Source organism: Vibrio sp. ZF57, from assembly GCF_001691235.1.
In the GTDB taxonomy this organism is placed as follows: Bacteria; Pseudomonadota; Gammaproteobacteria; order Enterobacterales; family Vibrionaceae; genus Vibrio; species Vibrio crassostreae_C.
Genome location: NZ_MAKD01000105.1, coordinates 1 through 14,503 on the forward strand (window position 1 = coordinate 1; position 14,503 = coordinate 14,503).

The 14,503-nt window shown below is 43.9% G+C and carries 15 protein-coding genes; 9 read left to right on the top strand and 6 right to left on the bottom strand.

Going from position 1 to position 14,503, the window contains the following annotated elements:
- Positions 1-371 precede the first annotated feature (371 nt).
- On the top strand, positions 372-758 hold the full coding sequence (locus tag A6D97_RS15945; protein ID WP_017068428.1) for a hypothetical protein: 387 nt from the start codon (positions 372-374) through the stop codon (positions 756-758).
- A gap of 148 nt (positions 759-906) precedes the next feature.
- On the opposite strand, the gene A6D97_RS15950 is transcribed toward A6D97_RS15945, so the two are convergent.
- Positions 907-1,839, bottom strand: a complete 933-nt coding sequence (locus A6D97_RS15950; protein WP_065584790.1) for a LysR family transcriptional regulator — start codon at positions 1,837-1,839, stop codon at positions 907-909.
- Positions 1,840-2,039: 200 nt separating this feature from the next.
- On the opposite strand from A6D97_RS15950, the gene A6D97_RS15955 reads away from it, so the two are divergent.
- Positions 2,040-3,065 (top strand): zinc-binding alcohol dehydrogenase family protein, encoded by a 1,026-nt coding sequence (locus A6D97_RS15955; protein WP_065584784.1) that lies wholly within the window; start codon positions 2,040-2,042, stop codon positions 3,063-3,065.
- Positions 3,066-3,178: 113 nt separating this feature from the next.
- Here the strand turns inward: A6D97_RS15955 and A6D97_RS15960 are convergent, their stop codons facing one another.
- Positions 3,179-3,790, bottom strand: a complete 612-nt coding sequence (locus A6D97_RS15960; protein ID WP_065584785.1) for a CIA30 family protein — start codon at positions 3,788-3,790, stop codon at positions 3,179-3,181.
- A 34-nt stretch (positions 3,791-3,824) separates the two neighbouring features.
- A complete protein-coding gene (locus A6D97_RS15965; RefSeq protein WP_017068432.1) occupies positions 3,825-4,091 on the bottom strand; it encodes a DUF3081 domain-containing protein in 267 nt (88 codons plus the stop codon).
- 345 nt (positions 4,092-4,436) lie between these two features.
- Here A6D97_RS15965 and A6D97_RS15970 point away from each other — a divergent pair, with 345 nt between their 5' ends.
- Positions 4,437-5,417 (top strand): bile acid:sodium symporter family protein, encoded by a 981-nt coding sequence (locus tag A6D97_RS15970; protein ID WP_032545880.1) that lies wholly within the window; start codon positions 4,437-4,439, stop codon positions 5,415-5,417.
- Between the two features lie 71 nt (positions 5,418-5,488).
- On the opposite strand, the gene A6D97_RS15975 is transcribed toward A6D97_RS15970, so the two are convergent.
- The gene (locus tag A6D97_RS15975; protein ID WP_065584786.1) at positions 5,489-6,109 is read right to left on the bottom strand and encodes a heme-binding beta-barrel domain-containing protein; all 621 of its coding nucleotides are present in this window, start codon (positions 6,107-6,109) and stop codon (positions 5,489-5,491) included.
- A gap of 398 nt (positions 6,110-6,507) precedes the next feature.
- On the opposite strand from A6D97_RS15975, the gene A6D97_RS15980 reads away from it, so the two are divergent.
- Positions 6,508-6,927 carry a VOC family protein gene (locus tag A6D97_RS15980; protein ID WP_017072063.1) on the top strand — a complete coding sequence of 140 codons (420 nt, stop codon included), beginning with the start codon at positions 6,508-6,510 and terminating at the stop codon, positions 6,925-6,927.
- 138 nt (positions 6,928-7,065) lie between these two features.
- Here A6D97_RS15980 and A6D97_RS15985 read toward each other — a convergent pair whose 3' ends face one another.
- Both A6D97_RS15985 and A6D97_RS15990 read right to left on the bottom strand, forming a co-directional pair.
- Positions 7,066-7,965, bottom strand: coding sequence for a DMT family transporter (locus A6D97_RS15985; RefSeq protein ID WP_065584787.1), 900 nt, complete (start codon positions 7,963-7,965; stop codon positions 7,066-7,068).
- A gap of 42 nt (positions 7,966-8,007) precedes the next feature.
- Complete coding sequence (locus tag A6D97_RS15990) at positions 8,008-8,982, bottom strand: LysR family transcriptional regulator (protein ID WP_017068435.1); 975 nt, start codon at positions 8,980-8,982, stop codon at positions 8,008-8,010.
- Between the two features lie 100 nt (positions 8,983-9,082).
- On the opposite strand from A6D97_RS15990, the gene A6D97_RS15995 reads away from it, so the two are divergent.
- From A6D97_RS15995 to A6D97_RS16015, 5 genes are all read left to right on the top strand, one after another.
- Entirely contained in the window at positions 9,083-10,435 is a 1,353-nt protein-coding gene (locus tag A6D97_RS15995) for an MATE family efflux transporter (protein ID WP_065584788.1), read from the top strand.
- 200 nt (positions 10,436-10,635) lie between these two features.
- The gene (locus tag A6D97_RS16000; RefSeq protein WP_010430578.1) at positions 10,636-10,881 is read left to right on the top strand and encodes a hypothetical protein; all 246 of its coding nucleotides are present in this window, start codon (positions 10,636-10,638) and stop codon (positions 10,879-10,881) included.
- 319 nt (positions 10,882-11,200) lie between these two features.
- Positions 11,201-12,205 (top strand): response regulator, encoded by a 1,005-nt coding sequence (locus A6D97_RS16005; protein WP_065584789.1) that lies wholly within the window; start codon positions 11,201-11,203, stop codon positions 12,203-12,205.
- 1 nt (position 12,206) lies between these two features.
- Positions 12,207-12,647 (top strand): PAS domain-containing protein, encoded by a 441-nt coding sequence (locus A6D97_RS16010; protein ID WP_017062430.1) that lies wholly within the window; start codon positions 12,207-12,209, stop codon positions 12,645-12,647.
- Positions 12,648-13,424: 777 nt separating this feature from the next.
- The gene (locus A6D97_RS16015; RefSeq protein ID WP_065584791.1) at positions 13,425-14,468 is read left to right on the top strand and encodes a GMP reductase; all 1,044 of its coding nucleotides are present in this window, start codon (positions 13,425-13,427) and stop codon (positions 14,466-14,468) included.
- The last annotated feature ends 35 nt before the right edge of the window (positions 14,469-14,503 follow it).

Here is a 14,503-nt window from a genome sequence, read left to right on the forward strand (position 1 = left end):
GGTTTGACTCCCAATGAATCAGAACGATTGTTCTGGTTAAACTCTAGGAACGTGACCAATATCAGTTGACCACTACAGTAAGCCGTGAACTCATAGCTAATAGTTGGAGCGATGAAGCTAAGCAATGACCCAAATATTTGTGAGGTGCCACGCTTGTTATCTGATAAGGCATATATTACCCGTACAAATGTAAACAAGCGTAAAGGTGAGTAAGCATGGGTAAAACAGCGCTTTTATAGGATGATCACATCAGCTTGCGCGGCGCTGGTAAAAATACTCAGCATGAAGCGGTTTCAGGTTGTGATTGAGATAGTATTTTGCTACAAAACGCGCATAATCTCGCTATACAACATTTAAAGAAGAATTTACCTATGACTACCTTTCAATACTACTTTCACCAACTGCCTTGCTTCGACTGTAAAAAAACGACAGTAAGTACTGATCTTGGTTGGTTAACGCCTGCGATGAAAGACGATGCTATCGCACAAGTGACAGCGACACTTGCACAAGGCGAGGTTACTCCTGATCTTTCTGCAGACGTGGTTTGCACGAAAGAAGAAGCTCGCGAGTACTTACTGCTTAACTTCTTTGGTTATTCAGAAGAAGAATTAGAAAGCGGAATCGAAGCGGATGATGAAAAAGAAGTGGCAGACGAAATCGCAGAGCTAGTAGAAGATGGTAAAGACACTATCACCTTCGAACATGAGATTGCTCTTCAGTGCTGTGCAGACTGCGATGTTGAAGACGAGTCAAACTAAGCTCTTGTATTAAGAGTATTAAGCTAAGTACTCTTATTAAGGTTCATCATGAAGCTATGATGTTCTAATGATGAAAGGCGTTAGCGAATTGAAGTTCGCTAACGCCTTTTTTGTCTCTCTGTTTCTTATCTTTAAGCGGCATTCAATCTTAAGATGTTGTGCTTTCTATAATGCCTTGTTTGCTCAGTTGCGAAAGGATCTCAGCTGTTTTCCCTCTGAATAAATTTCTCAGTAGACGAACAGTCGGGGTGATGGATTGACGACTTGGACACACTAACCACAGCTCGGTAGGGGTCGGCTTAAACTCAGGCATAACTTTAACCACTTCGCCTGAAAGCAGATGAGGTGACATGTCTAAACAAGATTTTATTGCCACTCCTTTACCCGCGATACACCAACGTCTTACAAGGTCTGCGTCGTTCGAAGCGCGATTTCCTTTTAGTTTCACTTTATGATCTTGAGTACCATCGTTAAACACCCACTCGTCTTGCAACATGTCATGGAGTTGGTAAAGCAAACCATTGTGCTGCGCTAAGTCACTCGGGTGTTTTGGTGTTCCCATTTCAGCCAAGTAGTCAGGAGCCGCACACAATATCCTCGGCACATCGCATATCTTAAAACCATACATATTGGCATCGGTCGGGGAGCCGTAACGCAGCGCCATATCGACGGAATCTCGGTAGAAGTCGATATTGCTATCGCTGATGCTAGTGCGAAGCGTCGCCTTTGGGTATTCAAGCAAGAACTCATCTAACCAAGGTGTGATTAGGTTGCGTCCTAGATCTGATGAAAGCGCTATGCGAATTTCACCGTCAAGAATACCAAGCTCTTCGCGCATGTTGAGTTTCGCTTGCTCCAACATCTTTAAGGCTTGTTCGCATTCCGGTAAATAACGCTCGCCTGCTGAAGAGAGCCTAAGGTGGCGTGTGGTTCTAACAAACAACTCTGCACCGAGTGCCGCTTCAACACGTTTTACTGCTGCACTTGCTGTGGCAGTGCGCATATCTAGGTTGGTGGCTGCAGCGGTGATACTGCGAAATTCTGCCACTTTCAAAATGACCTGTAAGTCTTCAAGAAGCATTTCGTTTCCCTGTTCTGAACCTTGAATCGGTTGTTCGGTTACCCATAAATTAGGCATTTTCAAATTGCTAATCTTAGTATTTTTCCTGCGCATATACATCTTATTATCAAAAATAATTTGATAATTATTCAAATATTAGGCGGTTTATCTAGAGTGAGAATTGACTAAGATTAACTCGTCTAATTCAAGGAGAAAGCACAATGTCAGTACCATCAAAAATGAAAGCTATCGGATTTACTCAATCACTTGCGATTACAGAGCAAGACAGTTTATTTGAGTTTGAAACGAGTCTGCCAGAACTAAAAAATAATGACTTGCTGGTAAAAGTGAGCGCGACTTCTATCAATCCTGCTGACGCTAAAATTCGTATTCGTAATGCCAAAGACAAAACTCTTGAGCAGCCAAAAGTGCTGGGCTATGACGCAGTCGGTGAAGTTGTTGGCAAAGGTGCTGACGTTGAAGGCTTCAAAGTCGGTGACCGTGTGTACTATGCAGGTGACGTAACTCGTATGGGCGCTAATGCCGAATACCAAGCTGTGGACTACCGTATTACCGCTAAAGCGCCGAAGAGCCTTTCTGATGAAGCTGCAGCCGTTATGCCACTAGCAACGCTTACGGCTTGGGAAGCATTGTTTGACCGCTTGCGTGTTCGTCCTGAAGAGAAAAAGTCTATCCTGATCATTGGTGGAGCAGGCGGTGTTGGTTCAATTACGATTCAACTGGCTAAGCAACTGACCAACCTAAATGTTATCGCAACAGCTTCAAGACCCGAAACTGAACAGTGGGTAAGGGATATGGGGGCGGATTATGTGGTGAACCACCGTAACCTTGTCGAGTCTGTGCGAGAGCAAGGCATTCAACATGTCGACTACATTTTCAATGTTGCAGACACAAAAGGGCACTGGGATGCGATGGTTGAATTGATCGCACCGCAAGGCATGATCAGTTCGATTGTTGAATTTGATGGTGGCATTGACTTGTCAGCGCTGCAAGGCAAATCAGCAGGCTTTGTTTGGGAGCTGATGTTTACACGTTCACTGTTTAACACCGAAGATATCCAGAAGCAGCAAGACATCCTATTCCAAGCCGCGAATCTGATTGATGCGGGCCGTATTAAATCGACGCTAACCACGACCCTAAATGGCTTTAGTGTGGATACAATCAAAGATGCACACCAACGTATTGAAAGCAGTGCCTCGATTGGTAAAACAGCTATCAAATATTAATTGCTGATGATTTAATCCGCCGTTGTTTTGAATTGTTGACGGTTTAAATAGAAGAAGCCCCTGATATCTTATTGATAGTCAAAAGGTTTCAGGGGCTTTTGTTTGTTTTCAGTTTAGTCAGCTTCTGGTGATGTGATAGGTTTCGATGTTCTGAAGTGAAGCTGTATTAGGTCTAGCTCAAAAGGCGAGGGCTCTTTGTCCGCAATCAAAAAACCGATTTGTTTGATGTCTCGTGCCTTAAGTTCCGGCGCATCGCTCAGTAGCCGACCTCTGAACACAGCTTGAAAATCATTGAAGTGGAACACCTTGTTAAGCCGCACTCCCTTTATCGTAACGAAATCGTGTTTGTATTGAACTCGATTACCATCTTTCGATGTTGTGAGCCTCAGTTGGTAGGTGCGACCATCACCAACGAAAACTAGCTCTGCGCTATCTATTTCATGGGCTGGTGATTCAATGGAGCGCTTTACAGAACTGAACCCCCCATTGTTTTCTAACGATAGCTCGCCCCTAAATCGACTCATATCATCAAGATAAATGAGCCCGCCCGTTGAGATGCCACCCATTACATCGTCGTTGGTCGCTGTCCAATTCTTGTGTTCGTTCGGTTGTATAAAATCAATCATACCTATGCCTGCTACAGATACTTGAGACCATAAAAAGGAGAGGCTGAGTACTAGCCAAAAAGGGTGTCTTCGCTTAAGCAATGAAGCCGTTTCGTTCATGATTGTCTCCGTTAGCCGTTAGTCTGTTCGCGTTTTATGGAGAAGGTTCAGTGGCAAGCATACCCATACAATGCTCAATAAATTCAGAGTAATTTGAAGCGTTGTCGTACTCAATTTTTAGCGAACCGTGAAACATCAGCGTCACCGTGACGTCTTTATAGCTTAGCCAACAGGTGTAACCGTCGTAATCATGCCAAGCCGTCATTTCGCCAACTAGATATTTGTTGTCCCGTTGCTCACCGGAAGAGCGAATAAACTCAAATACTCTGAGAAATTCAATAATGGTGATTCTGTTGTCCATGTTTTGCTCCCGCTGAGTAGTTATTGGTAATAGGCTGAATATTGGTATCTAAATTTGTTACTGTTTGATTGCTGTCCCTACGGCTTGCCTTTGTGTTCCGATCACTGAAAGTGATCTTATCTTCTCGATAAACCTCTGTTTTCTAATATTTTCATCGTCATTCCATACATCCGATTAATCCTGAGCAAAACGGGTGTAACAAACTTAATAACGATGTTAACCCTCAAGATAAAGACAAGCTTAATTTACGTTTATGGTGGTTAATTAAAATTAGAGTCGATAGGATAAATAGCGTCGGAGCCGGGTTATTGGCTGAAATAGAATCTATAGAAAGTGCGTGTCAACATGATAGAAAAACTGAAAAAGGAATGGTTTCTTGTAGGGATGGTGGTGGCTATGGTCGTTGCTGTTTTTACGCCGGATTGGGGCAAATCGGGTGGGGTACTTCATCTCGATACGGTGACTGTTCTCGGCATCGCTTTGGTGTTTTTCTTACACGGTTTGGGTTTGTCTCCCAAAGCCATTCTTGAGGGGCTTTCGAATTGGAAGCTGCATGTTTTTGTACAAAGCGCGACATTCTTAGTTTACCCACTGCTTTGGGTGATATTCGGGCAAGGCTTTGTCGCTTATATGCCAGCAGCTCTGGCCTTTGGTTTCTGTTACCTCTTCGTATTACCGAGTACGATTTCGTCTTCGGTCGCGATGACGGTGATTGGAAAAGGAAACCTACCGGGTGCGATATTCAATGCATCACTTTCTAGTATTTTAGGCGTGTTCATTACGCCTCTACTGATCCAGCTCTTTATGGGGTTGGAAGGTGCAGAGCTAAACCTGATGGAATCGGTGATCTCTATATCTAAAATGCTGCTATTGCCAATGATTGTCGGCCAGTTGATGCGCCCGTTACTTTTTGAATGGACTCAGAAACACAAGTCAGTGGTCAATAAGTTAGATAAATACGTGATACTTCTGATCGTCTACAGTGCTTTCTGTGACTCTATTGAACACGGTATTTGGAGCGACTTTTCACCAATGCTGTTGTTGCTGTCAGCGGTGATTTGTTTAGTGGTATTGATGGTGATGGTACACGGCATTCAATGGAGTGCCCGAAAGGTTGGATTCAATCATCAAGATGAAGTCGCGGCAGTATTCTGTGGTACTAAGAAGACCTTAGCGGCAGGTATTCCTATGGCTAAGGTGATCTTTGCTCACAACCCTAATCTAGGGATGATATTACTACCAATCATGCTTTATCACCCGATTCAGATCTTTTACTGTGCAGTGCTAGCCAACCGTTACGCCAAGGTTGATACACAATCTAGTTAAACTTGTTTGTTGTTACAAGTACAACAGAAAAACGCCTTTCACTTCGCTGTGAAAGGCGTTTGTATTTGAATCTACTTCACTTTAATTAGAGTGCTTGAATCTGTATGAGCAAATGCGTTGTCGTAGATCTCTAAGCCTGTTGTTTGAGAGTACGTCAGCGTATCGTCTGAAATGCTAATGTTCATCGTGAAGCCCGTGGTGGTTGCGTTGTCCGTCATGTATTCGGACTCAGCGATGCCACGCTTAGACGCAACTAACGTCATTGTATCGCCAGCAGGGCCTTCTGCGGTGACACATGTGGTGCGTGGTACGCAGTAAGAGTTGTAGACGACCTGATTTTTTTGGTCGTAGATGAAGTAGCCACGTTGATCGTGGAACTTAGAGTCGTCGGCCTTTCTGAATACTTCTTGTTTGTAGTACAGAGCAACCAGATATTGATCGCTGGCATTGGTTGCATCTGCCGCAACCTCAAACGTCATTACTTCATAGAATGGTGTAACCGCGGGGCCACCTTTACCCACTTCTGTGCCTTCTTGGCCTGGAGAAATATCAACGCCGCCAGTTTCGACTGATTTCCATGTGCCGACTAACTTTGCGAGTGGACCAAAATCCATACCATTGATTGTGTTGTGGTCGGCTACTGCTGGAGCCGAGATTACCGCTGCGATACCAAGTGCTAATAATTTTTTCACTTTAACTTCCTTTTTATTAATTATCTGACCCCAATAAAAATAAGGTTATTGTGAAACTAGTTTATTAACCCAGATCAGTTTTGTTGGCTAATATGAAATCGAATTGTAACTTGATGTATCAGTCAATAAGGGGATATTAATGTGTGTATATATTGAGCAAGAAGCAGTTGTTGGGTCGTCTTATCTCAGTGATACACCATGGGTTTGCTAACTCTTGTGGTTGAGTTGAGTCACATTGGATTAGGTCGTCTAAACTTAAAGCTTGTATCGCATCAAATACGACAATTTGGTCTCTAAAGACGTTCTCGAAATAAATGCAAATTAGTGCTTTACCTCAACTTAACTTGAGGTATTAGGATATGCAACGTTGCTTACGAGAATACTTTAAGGAGAGAAGAATGATCCAACTTGAACATGTGAATTTAGTGGTAAAAGATATCCCAGAAATGCTGGCTTTCTATAAAGCGGCGTTCCCTCATTGGTATGTCCGTGATGAGGGAAAAGGGGAGTGGTCAGGTAAGCCACGTAACTGGCTGCATTTTGGCGACGAGTACCAATACATAGCAATAAGTGATCACGGTGAAGGTGAAAATAGAGATTTGGCTGGGCATTCTGTTGGCCTCGCGCACTTCGCTTATGTGACCAATAATATCGAAAGTGTCACTCAGCGCCTTGTTGATGCGGGCTTCCCAATTGCCAAACCCGGCGCCGAAGAACCTTATCGAAAAAATGTCTACTTTGTGGATCCTGCAGGCTTTGAAATCGAGTTTGTTGAGTATTTGAGTGATGATCCTAAGTTACGAAATGCCACGAGTTAGTTACGTAATACGCCGCTTTGTTAAAGTTGGTTAGCTGAATGAAAGCGCGCTAGAGAGCATTTATAGAAAAGGGCATCGTGGAATAATCCGCAATGCCCTTTTTAGATTCTATTTATCAGCTGATATTGAGTGGGTTACTTATTTAGCCTTGAACGGCACCAATAGCTGTTTACCAAACACGTTAATGAGTGCACCAGTGACAATCAGGCCACCACCTAGATAAGTCCAAACCGATGGAATCTCATTGAAGATCCACACACCTAATAGCGCTGAGAAGACGATCTGCACGTATGAGTAAGCTGAAGCTTTACCTGCTGCCTGGGTTTGCATTGCTTTGGTTAAACCGTATTGTCCTATTTGTGTGAAAATCCCGACGAGCACAAGCATCATGGTTAGGAATAGGCTAGGCCATACAAAGTCGTTCCAGATAAGAGCTGTTGAGATTGGTAGCGCAACCAATGGGAAGTAGAAGATGATGACTGAGCTATCTTCCGTTTGGCTAAGTTTTCTCACAATCACATAAGCAATTGAGCTACCAAATGCGCCACATAACGCCACCATAATGCTGAATAGCGGTAACTCGCTGCTCGCGCCACTGTTCATACTTGGTTGTACCATCACTAATAGCCCAGCTAGGCAGAACGCAATGCAGATCATGGTTGATTTTTGGACGCGTTCTTTCAGAAATAACACGCCAAGTAGGGCGGTAAATACAGGATGAACGTATTGTAGAATGGTCGCTTCGGCTAATGGCAAAGTGGTCACAGCGTAGTAAACACACATCAAGGCTGCTGTACCAACTGCGCCTCGAACAAACAACAAAGGTTTGTTATTTCCCCAGATCGAAATGCCTTTTCGTTTTACGTCGATGTAGCTGATGATCAAAGACACCAACGCTCTTGCTGCAACGATTTCGAATACAGGAATGCCATAATTGTTGATGTATTTCACACAAGCTGACATCAGTGCGAATCCAAAAGCGGAGAGGATCATGAATCGAACCCCAACAGGGATTTGTGAAAAAGAGAAAGAAGACATAAAAATATCAATCGGTTGAGGGAACAGGAATCATAACTTAGTTTAGAAGAGCCGACCAAAGTCTTTGTCCTGTTCTATTACACCAAACCATTGATATTGCTGTGCGAGTACTTTCAGCAACTCGATCTCTTTTGTTGTCTCTTCTCTAAGCCATTCAATAAGGTCGTTGATGATAGGCGTGTGACTACGCTGGTGCATGAAGTAAGTCCAAGCACTGTGTTGGATTTTTGCATTTCTAGGGCAGTACAAGAAGCCTCGTTGGAGATCTTGTTGAACTAACAACAGATCCGTGACCGTAACCCCTTCACCGGATAGACAGGCACTGAGCGCCATATCTAAAGACAAGAAGCTGGTATTTCTGACAGGTTTCTTTGGTGGGAATTCAACATCGGCCAGCCACACTTTCCAGTCGTGATGATCTAAGGTTGGATGCAGCCTTGGCAAGGTTAAGATTGAATCAAGGTCGGTGTCTTTGGTGGTTAAACTAGTAGAGCAAACCGGCGCCATGAACTCTTCACGCAAGAAGGTAATGTCAGGTGCCTTGTCATAGCGTTTTTTGAAACGCGTGTGGAAGATCAGTAGATCATACTCACTACTATTAATCGATTCGTCTTCCTCAATCACAGGAACAATGACTATCTCATGATCTTGATAACGCTCGTTTAATTCCCGAACTTTGGAGATCAATACTCGCGTCGCGAAACTCAGAGTCGCTTTGATCACGATACGCTTCTGCTTGGGCTCACTCCAAGAGGCGATAACAGCTTCGATATTACCGTAGCTTTCTCGCAAAGCCACATACAAATCATGACCTTGTACCGTTAATTCTATGGCTCGATGCTTACGAATAACCAGTGATGCGTTTAACTCATCTTCAAGCTGTTTGATCTGTCGGCTGATCGCACTTTGTGTCACATGCAGCTCTTCGGCAGCCAGAGTAAAGCTCATCAGCCTTGCGGCAGCTTCAAAGGCTTTTAAGCCATTATGTGATGATGGCAAGCTAGGATATGGGGTCATAATTCGTTCGCATGAGTTTATGGAATGTTAGAGTCGCAAATTTATCAATTGAACGCCAGCCTCATCGATCGTATTTTGGGCGAAATTAACTGAGGCGCTCATGAAAAAAATACTCACTCTTGCATTCCCTTTGATCATTTCACAGCTGATCTCTATGGCTTTAGTCCTTACTGATGTTTGGATGATGTCGCGTATCAGTGTGTCAGCCCTTGCGGCTGGTGGCTTAGGTGCCTCAATCTACTTTTTCATCTTCATTATTGCGAGCAGCACCGTGGGTTGTGTCGCGAATTTGATTGCGATCGCTTATGGTCAGCGAGTAGCTCGCCCTGAGTTTGGTAATACACAAATCAGATTGGCGGTGAAAGGCGCAACCATGTTGGCATTCGTGCTCAGCGTGACCTTAATGGCCAGCTTCTGGTTTGCTCCGTTGGTATTAGAAGCAGCCAAACAGCCACCAGAAGTGATCACTTTAGCCATGGAATATGTCCATGCTTTGAAGTGGGTGATGTTGCCTTCGCTTATCTTATTGGTGCTTCGCGGCTTAACTAGCGCGTTTGGCAATGTGCGTTCTATTCTGGTGATGTCTATTATCACCGTAATTCTGAATGTGCCAGTCAGCTACTTCTTAACCTTCCAATTAGACATGGGTTTAACAGGTTTAGGGCTAGGTACGGCTATCGCGGCATTTATCGTGATGGTTGGATACACGGTTTGGGTATTCAAACGTGACGAATTCAAGCAGTTCGCCCCTTGGTTAAACACAGAAGAGTATTCAATCAAGTTGATGAGCCCGCTTTTAATGATGGGTTTACCTATCGGCTTGGCAGCATTACTTGAGCATGGCCTTATTTACGGCGGCACTTTGATGGCAGGGACGATCAGTATTGCTTCTCTAGCGCTGCACCAAATCTTGCTGCAATGCTTAAGCTTTACTTGGAACTTCAATTTCGGCTGCTCACAAGCTGCGGCGATTTTGGTTGGTCGTGATTTTGGCGCGGGTAACTACGAAGGAATAAAAAGAACCTCGATTCAAAGCTTCATATTGGTGTCGGTGTTGAGTGTGGCGTTGTCGGCCGTGTTCATTATATGGCCTGAGATGATCGCTTCTATCTTCAAGTTAGACGATGGCACGGGTGCTATGACTTCACTACTGGCTTCTGTGATTTGGGTCGTTGCTTTGTGCTTTATTGTTGATGCTTGGCAGCTACTGGCGATTAACCTGCTAAGAGGCATGAAGATTGTCTCTATGCCAACCGTGATGACTGCCATCGGTTACTGGGTATTTGGCTTGCCTGCGGCTTGGTATTTGATGCCTAAGTTCGAATTGGCAGGGATTTGGGGCGGAATCGGTGTTGGCTTAGGCGTGACAGGTATTCTGCTGCTTATCCAATTGATGCGTGTCATTCAAAAGAACAACCAATCTCCAGATTTGTCGAATCATGCTTATACGTGATTTGCTTGTGATGCTCGCCTTTACCATGGAACCTTGAACGATAAACGTTGTATTGCTGACCGAGAACTATCAATTACCAACAATGACCTATAAGCCCTGAATTGCGTACTTCGTAATTTAGACCTTGGTCTTACAGAAACCGAGCTAAAAGGTGACTAGAATGATTTGAGTTGCTCACCGTTTTATCAAGGAATACACAAATGGAAGTTGGATTGTTCTGGGCTGAAAAAGGAATGTTAGTGCTTGGCGCACTGTTTGTTTTGACGAGCATGATGCAGTACGGAAGACGCAGTAGCGATTGGAAAGGCGTGATTACGATGTTCTACAAGCGTATCCCAATGAACATCGCCGAATACAAATGGTATCGCCTGGGGATCGCGTTGTTGGTATTTGCTGTGATCATACGTTTCGCATTACTGATTTTATGGCCTTCATATCAGTTCTAGTTCTCTTGCATTAGCTTTGTTGGATAGCTCTCTATCATGGCTACATAAAGCCGTTCAATGAATGAGTCAGTCGAGCCTTAATAAACCCGCTTGTTAAGGCTGCTGTTAAATATAATAGTGCTATTACTCAACAGCAAGGATTGGCTATTACCTTTGTAGCATATTGTTTTTCATGAAGAATAATGCGAAATAATAGCTTACCCACCTGTTTCATCATTCTTACTAATAATCTGCACATAAATCCATTCACCCCGTACCTGATACCATAATGTTCTGTTACACTCGGTCGAATTAGCTTTAATTTGTCAGTGGTGCATTTATGTCGTTCCCAGTTCTTATATGTGATGATTCTGCGTTAGCAAGGAAGCAGATGGCTCGGTCACTGCCTAGTTCTCTAAATGCAGATATAACTTTTGCTGTTCATGGGCTTAATGCACTTGAAGAGCTCGCTAAAAACCAATTCAAATTGATGTTCCTCGACCTAACCATGCCGGAATTAGACGGCTATGGCACATTGGAAGAGATGCAACGTTTAGGCGATACCACGCCAGTTGTCGTTGTTTCTGGTGACATACAACCAAAAGCACAACAGAAGGTGCTGGATCTTGGTGCCAAAGCATTTTTGCAAAAGCCGATCGATAAAGAAGCGCTAAAAGCCATTTTACGTGAGCATGTCGAGCCGCCAAAGCAGCCTCAGCTCATTACGCCTTCACCTTTAGAATTACCAATACTGCGCCGACGTGACATCTATATGGAAGTCGCGAACGTTGCGATAGGCCGTGCAGCCGATGCATTGGCGCGCCACTTTAATGTATTTGTGCACTTACCATTGCCGAACGTGAACATCTTTGAAGTGAGTGAATTACACATGGCACTCCGTGACCTAGCAGACAACGACCAAGTATCGGGTGTTTGCCAAGGCTTTAGTGGAGAAGGCATTGCAGGTGAAGCACTAGTTTTGTTGAGTGATTCCAGTGTGAGCGATCTTAAGAAGCTCATGAAGGTGCCAACAGAAAGCGAGCAGCTAGAAGAATTAGAGTTGTTGATGGATGTATCGAACATCTTAGTCGGCTCTTTCTTGAATGGGTTAGGGGAGCAATCAGAAGTTCGTTTCTTCCAAAGCTCTCCTGTGCTGTTAGGGCAACATATCTCAATCGACTCGGTCATCGAAAATACCAGTGGCTCATTTAAAAAGACCATGACATTCGAAGTCAGCTACAACATCGACGGCACGTCCATCCGTTGTGACCTTCTATTTATGTTTGTTGATGAGTCTCTGCCTCTTCTAGATAACAAATTGGCCTACCTAATGGAGGAGTTTTAATATGTTGAATCTTCCTGCTGAATTTGAACAGTTCCACTGGATGGTAGACATGGTTCAAAACGTCGATATGGGGCTGGTGGTCATTAACCGTGACTTTCAGGTACAAGTTTGGAATGGCTTCATGACGCACCATAGCGGTAAGCAATCGCATGATGCGATCGGTAAGTCGATCTTTGAGTTATTCCCTGAAATTCCTGAAGAGTGGTTTAGGCTTAAAACAAAACCGGTTTATGACCTAGGCTGCCGTAGCTTCATAACGTGGCAACAAAGGCCTTATCTGTTTAAGTGCCGCAACGTGAGGCCAGTAACTCAGCAAGCCGACTTTATGTATCAGAACGTCACGCTTAACCCGATGCGTTCTCCAACTGGGCAAGTGACATCCTTGTTCTTGTCGATTCAAGATGCGACTGCTGAAGCTCTGATGTCTCAGAAAAAGGCTTGACGTACCTTAAGGTGAAAATTGAATCGCCTTATAAGAGCACTCTGAAAACCAAATAAAAATGGCCAAGGTTAATCCCCTTGGCCATTTTTGTATCTGATCCTGTAGTAATGAGTTCGAACTAAAGAAAGGCGTTCCGTGTTCGTTAACTTTAGTCGAGTTGTTGTTAGGCTCTATCAACAGCGGCTTGTATCCGCTGGGTTCTCATAAATAAGCGCATCTAACCTGCCATATTTTGTGGACTTTACCCCGCTCATCCAAGTTTCGAACGTGCTAATCGATCTTGCCTTTGTACTTTATAAATTTCAGGGCTAATGAAAGAGGGCTGAGATCGGCACTCCAAGCGAAAAAGTCAGAAAAAAATGAAATTATTTAAGAAATAACGCATTTTTTGATTCAAGAAAAGTGTGATTTTTATGTGATTAAAGGGCACTTTTTTCACAAATTTGCCTTATCGAAGATTTTTTCGCCGAATTTGCAAGGGAAACGTTTGCGCAATAAACCGACAGCGTTTGCGTGAATATGTTGTTAAGTTATTAATTACTATGAATTTAGTAGGAAATGACGGGCGGGAAGCTTTTACCAGATATGGAATCTTTGAGAGGATAGCACAAAAAAAAATGAAATATCAGACTTGCTGTTAGTAAATCACAGCCTATAATGCTGAAAACCGGAGCGTCTGCCAACGCTCCGGTTTTTTTGTGTCCGAAACTCAGTAAAGCGTCTGCCAACGCTTACCGAAAACGCACGACACGTAATATGATTACAGGACAAATTATCATGCGTATCGAACAAGAACTTAAGTTAGGTTTCAAAGATGTACTCTTCCGTCCGAAGCGTTCTACCCTTAAAAGCCGTTCTCAAGTTGAATTAACCCGCGATTTTACATTCAAGCATAGCGGTCGTCAATGGTCTGGTACTCCAGTAATTGCAGCGAACATGGATTCGGTAGCAAGCTTTGAAATGGCAGCTGCTCTAGCAGAGCACGGTGTTATGACTGCAGTACACAAGCACTACACAGTAGAGCAGTGGGCTGAGTTCGCAAAAACAGCAGACAAGAAAACGCTGAACAACGTATTTGTTTCAACAGGTACTTCTGAAGCTGAGTTTGAGAAAACTAAGCAAATCATGGCGCTTAGCGACGAATTCGTATTTATCTGTATTGATATCGCTAACGGCTACTCAGAGCACCTAGTTGAGTATGTACAAAAAGTACGTGCTGAATTCCCGACTAAAGTTATCTCTGCTGGTAACGTTGTAACGGGTGACATGGTTGAAGAGCTAATCCTAGCTGGCGCAGACATTGTTAAGGTTGGTATCGGCCCTGGTTCTGTTTGTACTACACGTGTTAAAACAGGCGTAGGTTACCCTCAACTTTCTGCAATCATTGAGTGTGGCGACGCGGCACACGGCCTTGGCGGCATGATCATCGGTGACGGTGGCTGTTCATGTGCGGGTGACGTATCTAAAGCGTTCGGCGGCGGTGCTGACTTCGTAATGCTAGGCGGCATGCTAGCTGGTCACTCTGAGTCAGGCGGCGAAGTTGTAGAGCAAGACGGTAAGCAATTCATGAAGTTCTATGGAATGTCTTCACAGTCGGCTATGGACAAGCACTCAGGTGGTGTTGCTAAGTACCGTGCTGCGGAAGGTAAAACTGTTTTACTTCCATACCGTGGTTCTGTTCACAATACAATTTCTGACATCCTTGGTGGTGTACGTTCAACTTGTACATACGTAGGCGCAGCAAAGCTTAAAGAGCTAACTAAGCGTACGACTTTCATCCGTGTACAAGAGCAAGAGAACAACGTATTCGGTAAAGAGTAATCTGAACTGATTCGAATAGTTTGAAAATCAAGAGC